This window comes from Mycobacterium sp. (assembly GCF_049683355.1).
Lineage (GTDB): Bacteria > Actinomycetota > Actinomycetes > Mycobacteriales > Mycobacteriaceae > Mycobacterium.
Map to the genome: position 1 here is coordinate 1 of NZ_JBAUJB010000384.1, position 9,585 is coordinate 9,585.

The following is a 9,585-nucleotide window of genomic DNA, read 5'->3' on the forward strand; positions in this document are numbered from 1 at the left end:
GCCCGGGCCACAGCGGCGTGCCGTCGGGCGCGTACAGCTGCGCACCGTAGGCCGGGGCGCCGGGGTACGGAATCGGTCCGATCGCGGGCCCGCCGAACAGGTTGCGGATGCTCGGCGGTTCCGGCACGGCGCGGGTCACCGGCAGATAGTTGGCGTAGGTGGGGAAGGCGATGCCCGGGTTGGGACGCCAGTCCAGGCCGGTGCCGAAGCCGGTGTTGGTGACGAGATTGCGCACCGGCCAGTTCTTCGAGACGTCCGGCAGCGAGCCGCAGCCGGGCTTGCCACCCGGGCCGCCCTTGGCGCCGATGATCGGCAGGTGTTGGGGGTAGTGGTAGGGGTCGTCACCCAACGCCAACCCGGCGTCGAGCACCAGCGAGCGGCCGTTGCCGCCGGGGCTCTCGTAGCCGCCGTTGTCGAGGAGGTGCTTGGCGCCCAGCAGCAGGCAGGTGTAGGAGGGGTTGTACTTGTAGAGCAGGTTCGTGGTCGGTTCCAGCACGTTGATGGCCTTGATCAGGTTCGCCTGGCTGGGCGCGAGCAGGCCGATGCCGCTGTTCGACAGCCCGAGGGTGCTCAGCAGCAACGCATCGAGCTGGTCGGACTGGTTGACCACGGTGGCGCTGGTGGTGCTGGCCGCGTTGAGCGTCGCGAGGATGTCCTGGGCCGCAGCGCTGTACGTCTCGTTGAAGGCGTTCAGCGCCCGCAGGTCGGCGGTGATCGTCTCGTTGCGCGGGTTCAGCGCGAGCAGCACCTCGTTGGCGTCGGTGGTGGCCTGACCGATCCGCTCACCCTGCCCGCGGACACCGTCGGCCAGGGCCGACAGCGTGCTGTTGAGCTTGGCCGCGTCGACCTGATCGAGAACCGCGACGAGGTTCTGGAACACGGTGTTGACCTCGGTGGTCACATTGCGTGACTCCATCACCTGGCCCGCTTCGAGCCGCTGACTGCTCGGGTTCTCGGGGAACACCAGATCGACGAACTTGGCCCCGAAGATCGTCGTCGCCCTGATCTGCGCCTCGACGTTGGACGGGATGTACTGCAGCTGGTTCGGATCGATCTCGAGTCGCAGCGCGACCGGCGGGTTCGTCTGGCCGGTCACCCTGATCTCGGAGACCCGGCCCACCTGCACACCGCGCAGTTTGACCTTGGCGTTGGTCTCCATCACCAGACCCGCCCGGTCAGAGGTCAACGTCACCGGGATGGTGGACCGCAGCGTTCCGGTGAACAGCGCATAGGTCAGCCACACGGCGCCGGCGAGAACCGTGACCAGGATGAGCGTCCACCATCCCGGCTTCAGGCCTTCGTCGTCTTCCATCCCTCAGCCCGCCAGATTGAAGTTGCCGGATTGCCCGTACACCGCCAGCGAGATCATCACCAGCACGAACGCGGACACGATCAGAGACGTACGGACCGCGCGGCCGACGGCTTCGCCGACCCCGGCGGGTCCGCCACGCGCGGTGAAACCGTAGTAGGTGTGCACCAGCATGATCACCACGGCCAGCGCCACGCACTGGATCATCGACCAGAACAGGTCTGTCGGGTTCAGGAAGGTCCGGAAGTAGTGGTCGTAGACACCGGTCGACTGTCCGTAGAGGACCGTCGTCCCGAATCGCGCCGCCCAGAACGAGGCCAGCACGCCGATGCAGTACAGCGGGATCACCACGAGCAGACCGGCCACCACGCGGGTCGACGCCAGGTAGGCGACGCTGCGGATGCCCATCACCTCGAGCGCGTCGATCTCCTCGTTGATCCGCATCGCACCGAGCTGCGCGGTGGCTCCGGCGCCGATGGTCGCCGACAACGCCACCGCCGTGGTGGCCGGCGCGATCAGCCGCACGTTGAAGAACGCCGAGGCGAAGCCGGTCAGCGCTTCCACACCGATCTCCGCGAAGTCGGTGTAACCCTGCACCGCCACCAGCGCTCCGGTGGTCACGGTGAGGAAACCGACGATCGCGACGGTGCCGCCGATGACGATCAACGCACCTGAACCCAAACCCATCTGGGCGATCAGCCGCATGAGTTCGATCCGGTAGCTCGTGAAGACCATGTGGATCGAGCGCAGAGTGCGGCCGTAGAATTTGGCCTGCACGCCGACCTGGTTCCACGGACCGGCCACGGAACGGTACCGGGCCTTGAGCCACGGGAACTGAGAATGGGGCCACGATACCGTCACATCGTCACCTTCACAGCGACGGCGGTGGCGACGATGTTGATCGCGAACAGCGCCATGAACGTGAACACCACGGTCTCGTTGACCGCGTTGCCGACACCGGCCGGGCCACCTCCCACCGAAATGCCCTTGTAGCAGGCGATCAGGCCGGCCGACAGCCCGAACAGGGCGGCTTTGACCAGAGCGATGAACACGTCCGGGGCACCGATGATGAGCGTCAGACCGGAAGCGAACGCACCCGGGGAGACGTTCTGGCTGTACACGGTGAAGAAGAAGGCGCCGGCCAGCCCGACCAGGATGACCGTGGCCGAAAGCGCCAACGACACCAACATGGCGGCCAGGACCCGCGGGACCACAAGTGCCTGAATGGGATTGATGCCCATCACGCGAAGCGCGTCCAACTCTTCACGGATGGTCCGGGCGCCCAGGTCGGCGCACATGGCCGTCGCGCCCGCACCCGCCACCACCAGCACCGTGACGATCGGACCGATCTGCCGGACAGTGCCCAGCGCTGCACCGGTTCCCGAGAAGTCGGCGGCACCGAACTCTTTCAGCAGTATGTTGAAGGTGAAGGTCAGCAGCACGGTGTAGGGAATGGTCAGCATCAGCGTCGGCAGGATCGACACCCGGGCGACGAACCAGGATTGAGAGATGAACTCGCGCCACGCAAATGGCGGCTTGGCCATCGCCACGAACGTGTCGAGCGCCATCGAGAAGAATCCGCCGACCGCGCGGACGGGTTTGGCGACCACGCCGGAAGCGACCATCTAGCAGGTCCTCCCTCGTGTACACATCACCGCCATCGGCCGCTACCTCTCCAACGAAGTCCAGGCCCGGTCAGTGCGGCTGAGGTTACACATGACTGGACGCCGGAGAACCGTATATCAACAAAAATTGACGCGGCAACAGGAGAGCACGACAGCCCCCCGACGCGGGTGTTGCCCGTCGCCGACCGATCTGCCGGCTCAGCGCGGCGGCCCCGGCGCCCCATCGTGCCACTACCCCGGCGGGACGGCGCCGACCGCACGCAGCGCGAAGTCCAGCACCCGCGCCTGGGCCTGTTTGAGCCGCTGCAGATCGTCGGCGGGCTGGGCGGCCATCATCCGGCTGACCACCGCGCTGATGGCCGGGGCGTCGAATTCCGGCACCGTGGACTGAAAGGACCCGTCGGCGATACCCCTGCCGAGGATCTCGACCAGCGACCGCTCCCGGGCGGCATGGGAACGCTCGCGGGTCTCGCGGTAACCCTTGGCCATCCGGACCTCGTCGGAGTCGACGACCGTCAGCTGCATCCGCTGCCGTGGATCGACCAGCACGTCGAACATCTCACCGATCCACGCCGCGAGCTGGTTGGCGGGGGTGCCGACGGCCTCCTCGGCGATGCGGTCCACCCGCGCGGCCACCGCGTCACACTCATCCTGCAGCAAAGCCAGGAACAGCTCGTCCTTCGAGTTGAAGTGCCGGTAGAAGGCGCGAGTCGACACCTCGGCTTCCCGCAGGATCGCCGACACCGGGATCGGACCGGCGTGCGGCTCCCATAGACAGCGATAGGCAGCGTCGATGATGCGCCGGCGATCACCGTCGGGGTCGGACAATTTCGGCACAAACGTCAATTTTAGGGACCGGTGCGCTCCGAACCCGGGAAAGCCACAAATCCCGCAGTCGGTAACGTGATGCCCGGGGCAAGCCGAGAGGACGCCTGTGAGCACTGACCGCAGCGAGCCGCGGACCGTGACGTTTCGCGGCGACGATGGCCTCACCCTGGTCGCCGACGAATGGAACAACCCGGACGCGGAGACGCCGTCAGGGGCCGAGTTCGACCGGTCCCGCCCGTCGATCCTGATGTTGCACGGCGGCGGCCAGAACCGCTTCTCCTGGAAGAAGACCGGGCAGATCCTGGCTGAGCGGGGACTGCACGTCGTCGCGATGGACAGCAGGGGTCACGGCGACAGCGACCGCTCACCGGAGGCCAGGTACACGGTGGATGCGCTGTGCGCGGACACCTTGCGGGTGATCGAACAGATGGGTCGGCCGGTGGTTCTGATCGGCGCCAGCATGGGAGGACTCACCGGTATCCAGGCTGCGCACCAAGCCGGGCCCGCCCGCGTCCAGCGACTGATCCTGGTCGACGTGGTCCCCCGCTACGAAAATGACGGCAGCGCACGCATCCGGGATTTCATGTTCAGCCACGTGCACGGCTTCGGATCGTTGGAGGAGGCCGCCGACGCGGTGGCCGCTTATCTGCCGCACCGCACCAAGCCGCGCAGTCCCGAAGGGCTGAAGAAGAACCTGCGCCATCGCAACGGGCGCTGGTACTGGCACTGGGACCCGGCGTTTTTGACCAAGCCGCAGGAGGATCCGTTCGTGCGGGTCGAGTCGCTCGAGCAGGCGGCGATCGAGTTGGCCATCCCGATACTGCTGATCCGGGGCAAGCTCTCCGACGTGGTCAGCGAGGAGGCGGTCCAGGATTTCCTGGACAAGGTGCCGCATGCGGAGTTCGCGGAGTTGTCCGGGGCGGGCCACACGGCGGCCGGCGATGACAACGACGCGTTCTCCGGCGTCGTCGCGCAGTTCGTACTGCGGTGAGTACCGGTTACACCGCGGGCTTCGACTTCTTCGAACAGAGTGAACTGCCCGCGCCCCGGGTGAACGAGTCGCAAGCAGAGCACATCCTGTCCACCCACTACGGCCTGGACGCGCATGTCGTGTCGCTGGGCAGCCAGCAGGACAGGAACTTCATGGTCACCGGCAACGACGGCGCGGTGCTCGGCGTGCTGAAGGTGGCCAACACCGCGTTCACCCCGGTCGAATTGGCGGCCCAGGACGCCGCGGCACAACTGATCGCCGAGGCCGAACCAGGCCTTCGTGTCGCAGTTCCCCTCGACAACAGCGCGGGCGAGAAGTGCACAACGGTCCCGGGTTTGGCCGGGGAGCCGACGTATGTCCGGCTGCTGCGTCACCTTCCCGGCGGAACGCTGTCGGAGTCGGGACACCTCAGCGTGGCTGCTGTCGCCGTCCTCGGGGACATCGCCGGCCGGGTGAGCCGGGCACTGAAGGCCTTCACCCATCCCGGGCTGGACCGAAAGCTGCAGTGGGACTTGCGCTTCGGACTGGCGGTTGTCGAGAAGCTGAGTTCCCACGTCAGCGACCCCGCACTGCGCTCACGGCTCGAGACAATCGCCCGCGATGCGTGGTCACGGATCTCGCCGCTGGACGCTGCGCTACCCCGTCAGGCGGCGCACATCGACCTGACCGACGCCAATGTCGTGGTGACCCGCGAGGCCGGCGGGGTGCGTCCTGACGGGGTCATCGACTTCGGCGACCTGTGCCACACCTGGGCGGTGTCCGAGCTCGCGATCACCGCATCCTCGGTGCTGGGACATGCCGGTGCGCAGCCCTCCTCGGTGCTGCCGGCGATCCGGGCCTTCCACGCCGTCCGGCCGCTGTCGCCAGCGGAGGCGCAGGCCTTGTGGCCCCTGTTGGCACTGCGGACAGCCGTGCTGATAGTCAGCGGCGCCCAGCAGGCCGCTCTGGATCCCGACAACGACTACCTCACCGAACAGTCCGACGCCGAGCTGCAGATGTTCGAACTGGCGGCATCGGTACCGCTGGACGTGATGACCGCGGTGGTCATGGCCGACCTGGGTCTGGCCGGGGCTCCAGCGCCGGCGGTGGCGCAGGCGCCGCTCGTCGCCGTAGATCCGGCCGCGGTGGTGACCCTGGATCTGTCCACCACCTCGGAGCTCTACGACGGCACGTTCGACGCCGCAGTGCCCGGTGACGTGGCGGCCCGGGCGGCGGCTGCCGCGCTGCAGCGTGGTGCCGCGCTTGTCGTCACCCGCTTCGCCGAGGCCCGTCTCGGCCAGGCACCGCTGTTGAGCCAGGACGCCCCCGCCGTCGTCGCCACCGGGATCAGCATGTGGTCGGCGACCGACACCGACGTCACCGCCCCGTGGGACGGCCAGGTCACCGGGGACACCGCGGACACCGCCGGACAAGTCACGTTGCGCGGAAACGATCTCGAGCTGACCGTCACCGGGGTGGCCGTTACCGCCCGCGGCGCGGTGCACGCCGGACAGCGGCTGGCTCGGGTGGGTGCGAATGAGCGCGTCGAGGTGAACGTGCGCGCGGCGGATGCACCCGTGCTGCCGCCGTTCACCGGCACGGACCTGGCGCCGGGGTGGCTCGCTTTCGCCCGCGACCCCCGCCCGCTGCTCGGACTGGCGCCGGAAGACACCAGCAGGACGCCGGCTGATCTGCTGTCCCGCCGGGACGCGAGTTTCGCGCCCGTGCAGGAGTTCTACTACCGCACCCCGCCGCAGATCGAACGCGGCCGTCGCCATTTTCTGATGTCGACCGCGGGCCGCAGCTACCTCGACATGGTGAACAACGTCACCGTGCTGGGTCACGCACATCCGCGGGTGGCCGACGCGGCATCTCGGCAACTGCGCAGGCTCAACACCAACTCTCGCTTCAACTACGAGGCCGTCGTCGAGTTCAGCGAGCGGCTGGCCTCGCTGCTGCCCGCCTCGCTGGACACGGTGTTCCTGGTCAACTCCGGTTCGGAGGCCAGCGATCTGGCTATCCGACTGGCGACCGCGGCCACCGCCCGACGCGACGTGGTCGCGGTGCGCGAGGCCTATCACGGCTGGACCTACGGGACCGATGCGGTGTCGACCTCGACCGCCGACAACCCGAAAGCCCTTGCCACCCGGCCGGATTGGGTACACACGGTGGCGTCCCCGAACAGCTTCCGGGGCAAGTACCGCGGTCCCGACGTGTTCCGCTACGCCGAAGAGGCGGTCGCCCGGATCGAAGACATGAGCGCAGCCGGGCGCGCCCCTGCCGCGTTCATCTGCGAGAGCGTCTACGGCAACGCAGGAGGAATGGCGCTTCCACCCGGCTATCTGCGCCAGGTGTATGCCGCGGTACGTGCCCACGGCGGTCTGGCGATCTCGGACGAGGTGCAGGTGGGTTACGGGCGGCTCGGCGAATGGTTCTGGGGCTTCCAGCAGCAGCAGGCGGTGCCCGACATCGTGTCGATCGCCAAGTCGGTCGGCAACGGCTATCCGCTGGGAGCGGTGATCACCAGCAGGGCGGTGGCCGAGAGGTTCTCGCTGCAGGGCTACTTCTTCTCCTCCACCGGCGGCAGTCCGCTGTCGTGTGCCATCGGCGTGACGGTGCTCGACGTGCTGCGCGATGAGGAGTTGCAGCAGAACGCGGTTCATGTCGGTGGGCATCTCAAGGCTCGGCTGGAGGCGTTGCGCGACAGGCACCCGATCATCGGGACGGTGCACGGTTTCGGCCTGTACCTGGGCGTCGAGATGGTGCGTGACACGGCCACCCTGGAGCCGGCATCCGAGGAGACCGTGGCCATCTGCGATCGAATGCTCGAACTCGGGGTGATCATCCAGCCCACCGGCGACCACATGAACATCCTGAAGACGAAGCCGCCACTGTGCATCGACACCGCGGCGGCCGACTTCTACGTCGACACCCTGGACCGGGTGCTCACCGAAGGGTGGTGAAAACCCTCAGGCCAGCAGCGGCACCGAATCGAGGCGATCATCGGTGAGGAGCTCGAACATGACGCGCCGGCTCACCAGCTCCGCCCGCCCGTACGCCTTGCCGGCCAACTGGATTCGGCACCTCGCGATCGCCGAGTTGTAGCAGTACTTCGTGCCCCCGTGGGTGTCGGGGTAGTTCAGACCGATCACGTCGGCGGGTTCGGTGGTGATCTCCCCCTCGATCATCCGGTCCCCTACCCGAGCACCGAACGTCCACGTGAACGGCGCGTACCGACCGTGGCTCTGCATGCTACCGACCAACGTGCGCACCGCGAACTCCACACCGGCGTGCCGGAACACGAACAGTGTCACACCGGGAAGCAACACCGATCCGAGACCGGCGCGAGCGGTCACGATCTCCAACGTCGAATCCGGCGCATCGTCGAAGCCGCACACCTGACCGAACGCGTAGGCGGGGGTGTGGCGGGTGCCCCAGTTGTGGTTGACGCTGCCCGTCCACCCCTCGACGTCGACAGCCAGCCCGGCCGCCTCGAGGTGGCCGTCGAACCTGGCCAGCGGATGGCGAACCAGCGTCTTGGCGGCCGGGAACCGACGCCGGTAACCGCGCTCGGTGAGCAGCCGCACAGGATCCTCCCCTCCCGGGCTGATCGCGATGTCCCAGCGCGCGTCGGGCACCGTGCCGCAGGCGGCGGCGTCGTCGAGGCTGGTGGTGGCGATCTGCGCGGTCCAGTCCTGATAGCCGAAGTCGGACGACTCGAGCGGGTAGGACCGCTTGAGAGCGCGATGCCCCGACGGGTCGAACACCATCACCCACACGTCGGCACTTTCCGGCTCTATTGCCATGAATGTGGATGACCTCATGTGTGGTATGGGAGTTCGAGGGTGATCGGTCCGCAGACGAGCATGATCATGGCGAGCGCGTTCTCGGCGTTGTGGAAGCCGTAGGCCCTGCGGATGATCAGCCGGACCTTGTTGTTGAGCCCTTCGTGGCGGCCGTTGGCCAGTCCGCGCTCGACCGCGGCTTGGATGCCATCGAGGTGTTTCTTGATGGTTCGGCCGACCTTGACCAACTGCGGGATCCGGCACCGCTGAGCCCATGAGCACCATTTCCCGAGCATGTCGGTGACGGTGTCGGCGTCGAGGTCTCCGGCGACCACCGCCCGCAGTGATTCCTTCAGTTCGTAGGCGCGGACCAGTGCGCCGCCCTCGCGTTTGAGCTGGGCGAGGGTGGCTTTCTGGGTGTCGGTGAGGGATTCGGGGTTCTTCAGCAGCGCCCACCGGGCTCCCTTGTAGGTTTTGGCGATCTGCTTGTCCGACAGTTTGCGCGCGGACTGCCATACCTGACGGCGAACGTCGTCGAGGGCGTCGGTGGCTAGTTTGACGACATGGAACGGATCAAAGCAGATCACTGCCTGCGGGGCATGTGCGCGAACGGATTTCGCGAATGCCGGCCCGAGGTCCATCGACACGGCCTCGATCTTCTTCGCGCCATCGGCGGGCAGGGCCGCGGTGAAGAACGCGTCGAGAGTGGCTGCCTTCTTGCCCGGCGCACCCCACACGATTGTGCCGGTGTCGTGGTCGGACACCAAAGTACTTGTGGTGCTTGCGCCAGGAGATCTCATCGACGCCGATGTCGACCAGCCCGGCCAGCCGGTCGGGGTCCAGTTTCTCGGCCACGACGCGCGAACACATCGCCCCGACGGTGCGCCACGTGACGCGGCAGAACGTCGACACCGTCTTCTTGTCACACTTGCCGGCCAGCCAGACCGCAAGGTCCTCGAAGTCGCGGGTGAACCCCGATCCCGGCCGCGCGAACGGCACTGACTCGGCCAGCACACCGTGCTCGGGGCAGCGCAACCGACGTCGCCGCAGTTTGAGCACACATACCCG

8 protein-coding genes and 1 pseudogene are annotated in these 9,585 nt (G+C 67.3%); 2 read left to right on the forward strand and 7 right to left on the reverse strand.

Annotation, left to right across the window (positions count from 1 at the left end; genetic code table 11):
• From WA944_RS22100 to WA944_RS22115, 4 genes are all read right to left on the reverse strand, one after another.
• On the reverse strand, positions 1-1,312 hold a 1,312-nt coding region (locus WA944_RS22100), incomplete at its 3' end, for an MCE family protein (RefSeq protein ID WP_526647343.1).
• A gap of 3 nt (positions 1,313-1,315) precedes the next feature.
• Positions 1,316-2,170 carry an MlaE family ABC transporter permease gene (locus WA944_RS22105; protein ID WP_526369548.1) on the reverse strand — a complete coding sequence of 285 codons (855 nt, stop codon included), beginning with the start codon at positions 2,168-2,170 and terminating at the stop codon, positions 1,316-1,318.
• Positions 2,167-2,934 carry an MlaE family ABC transporter permease gene (locus tag WA944_RS22110; RefSeq protein ID WP_526369546.1) on the reverse strand — a complete coding sequence of 256 codons (768 nt, stop codon included), beginning with the start codon at positions 2,932-2,934 and terminating at the stop codon, positions 2,167-2,169. Before WA944_RS22110 ends, WA944_RS22105 begins: the two co-directional genes overlap by 4 nt.
• A 231-nt stretch (positions 2,935-3,165) precedes the next feature.
• Complete coding sequence (locus tag WA944_RS22115) at positions 3,166-3,771, reverse strand: TetR/AcrR family transcriptional regulator (RefSeq protein ID WP_526369544.1); 606 nt, start codon at positions 3,769-3,771, stop codon at positions 3,166-3,168.
• A gap of 97 nt (positions 3,772-3,868) precedes the next feature.
• Here WA944_RS22115 and WA944_RS22120 point away from each other — a divergent pair, with 97 nt between their 5' ends.
• On the forward strand, positions 3,869-4,753 hold the full coding sequence (locus tag WA944_RS22120) for an alpha/beta fold hydrolase (RefSeq protein ID WP_526369542.1): 885 nt from the start codon (positions 3,869-3,871) through the stop codon (positions 4,751-4,753).
• Positions 4,750-7,695 carry an aminotransferase gene (locus WA944_RS22125; protein WP_526369540.1) on the forward strand — a complete coding sequence of 982 codons (2,946 nt, stop codon included), beginning with the start codon at positions 4,750-4,752 and terminating at the stop codon, positions 7,693-7,695. The genes WA944_RS22120 and WA944_RS22125 overlap by 4 nt, the downstream gene beginning before the upstream one ends.
• Positions 7,696-7,701: 6 nt before the next feature.
• Here the strand turns inward: WA944_RS22125 and WA944_RS22130 are convergent, their stop codons facing one another.
• The 3 genes and pseudogenes from WA944_RS22130 to WA944_RS22140 all read right to left on the reverse strand — a co-directional run.
• Positions 7,702-8,556, reverse strand: a complete 855-nt coding sequence (locus WA944_RS22130) for a hypothetical protein (RefSeq protein WP_526369538.1) — start codon at positions 8,554-8,556, stop codon at positions 7,702-7,704.
• Positions 8,553-9,317, reverse strand: coding sequence for an ISL3 family transposase (locus tag WA944_RS22135; protein WP_526647344.1), 765 nt, complete (start codon positions 9,315-9,317; stop codon positions 8,553-8,555). The genes WA944_RS22130 and WA944_RS22135 overlap by 4 nt, the downstream gene beginning before the upstream one ends.
• 112 nt (positions 9,318-9,429) lie before the next feature.
• A pseudogene (locus tag WA944_RS22140) lies at positions 9,430-9,576 on the reverse strand (helix-turn-helix domain-containing protein); the annotation flags it as partial.
• Positions 9,577-9,585: the final 9 nt, after the last annotated feature.

Excerpts from the sequence above, each read along its gene's own strand:
- WA944_RS22110 (WP_526369546.1), bottom strand. The coding sequence starts at position 2,934 with ATGGTCGCTTCCGGCGTGGTCGCCAAACCCGTCCGCGCGGTCGGCGGA.
- WA944_RS22130 (WP_526369538.1), bottom strand. The coding sequence starts at position 8,556 with ATGAGGTCATCCACATTCATGGCAATAGAGCCGGAAAGTGCCGACGTG.
- WA944_RS22135 (WP_526647344.1), bottom strand. The coding sequence starts at position 9,317 with ATGAGATCTCCTGGCGCAAGCACCACAAGTACTTTGGTGTCCGACCAC.